The organism is Okeania sp. SIO2F4 (genome assembly GCF_010672385.1).
Classification (GTDB): domain Bacteria; phylum Cyanobacteriota; class Cyanobacteriia; order Cyanobacteriales; family Microcoleaceae; genus Trichodesmium.
On record NZ_JAAHGT010001321.1, the window covers coordinates 1 to 1772 of the forward strand.

Below are 1772 nucleotides of genomic sequence, written 5' to 3' on the forward strand. Positions count from 1 at the left end.
ACTAAAAAAGTTGGTGAAAGCAGTTTGTAAATGGACTACCGCCTTGCTGCAATGGTACACTGCTTACTTGAGTAAGAAAATCTAAATCTTTCTGTTTTTTCCAGTTCGTCAGCATGGCCGAAGTTTGCTTGTAACTTACTCGTTGTTTTTGTTCATACCAAGCTTGAGTCCTAGCAGCTAAGGCTTTGTTATAGATTAGGCGCACACAACCCAAAGTCCTCCGCAACAGACTTTCCTGTTCCGGAGTGGGGTAAAATCTAAATTTGTACGCTTTTTCAACCATCTACTGATTAATTTTCAATATTTACATTTTAACAGTTTATTTGTAAAACCGCAACATTGATTGGCATTCCCATCCCTCCGCTCCCCTACGGGAGAGCGCTGGTATAAATGCCAACATTTTGATAAACTGTTTCGGAGCATATTTTAGAATTTTCATATGGAAATGAGGTAGTCAGAAGAACTATCCCTTGATTTTTCGGCCCTTTTCAGCCCAAAATCCTAACTTTTTGGTCGCTCAAGCTTAAAAAGCTGCACTTTTTTCCCTCTAAAGAGGTACTTACCTTTATCTATCAATCCTTTGAGATTTAATCAGCAAGCCCTAATTGATTACACACTCTGGGTGCTTTAGAAAAAGTCATATTCTGTAAAATTAAAACTCCAGAACACGACCTTTAATTTCTTTTCCCAACCAAGGTGTATTGATAGAACGAGATTTCAAAGCTGGCTTTTCTACTACCCAAATTTCTTGAGGCGCAAATAGGGTAACTTCTGCTGATTTTTGGGGTGCTATAGTTCCAGGACTTAATCCTAAACATTTGCTAGGAGTTGTACTTAATACTCTCCATAAATCTAAAGCAGACAACTCTCCGGTTTCGACAAGATTCTGCCATAATAAAGGTAATGCTATCTCTAATCCCATTGCTCCTGGGGGTGCTTCATAAAAAGCAACTGTTTTCTCTTCATAAGAAAAAGGAGTATGGTCAATAGCAATAGCATCTAAAACCCCATCCTTGAGACCTTGAACTAAAGCCAGGCGATCGCTCTTATTTCCCAGAGGAGGTTCCAAACGTAAATTCGGGTCATAAGGAATAAACTCAGTATCTAAATGAGACTTACCCTCTATAGCTTGAGTATCCAACAATAAGTGCATCCAAGTCGTACTAGCAGTAATAGGTAAACCCCTACTTTTAGCAGCTCCAATCAACTCCACACTCCGAGCAGTAGAAACTCGCATAATATGAACCGGAGTACCAATAGCATCTACTAATTCCAATACAGCAGCCAAAGCAGAACTTTCAGCCATACTCGGAACCCCAGGCAAACCCAAGCGAATAGAATTATAACCCTCTCGCATCACCCCATTACCTGCCAACCCAGAATTATTGCAAAACAAAGCAACAGATTTATTCAGAGGTTTCAAATATTCCAAAACTCGCCGTAACAAACCAAGATTTTTTAGAGGCAAACCATCAGCAAACCCCATAGCATCCGTTGCTGCTAATTCTGCCAACTCATTCATTTGCTCGCCTTTGACACCTTGGGTAATAGCACCCCAATAATAAAGAAGAGGAAAAGCAGACTTATCAGTTGCCTGAGTTGCCAAATTTTTTAATCTTGCCAAACCAGCAGGATTATCCACAGGAGGAAAAGTATCCGGCAAAATTGCTAGTCTGGTAAAACCTCCTGCTCTAGAAGCTTGGATTAAAGACTCTATAGTTTCCCGTTCCTCAAACCCTGGTTCCCCACTATGAGAATATAAGTCTACTAAA

1 protein-coding gene and 1 pseudogene are annotated in these 1772 nt (G+C 40.1%); both read right to left on the minus strand.

What is annotated here, in order from left to right; genetic code table 11:
• Positions 1-283: pseudogene (locus tag F6K22_RS40055) on the minus strand (helix-turn-helix domain-containing protein); the annotation flags it as partial.
• A 369-nt stretch (positions 284-652) separates the two neighbouring features.
• Positions 653-1772, minus strand: a 1120-nt coding sequence (locus tag F6K22_RS40060; protein ID WP_293110652.1) for a dihydroorotase, incomplete at its 5' end; no start/stop codon positions are given.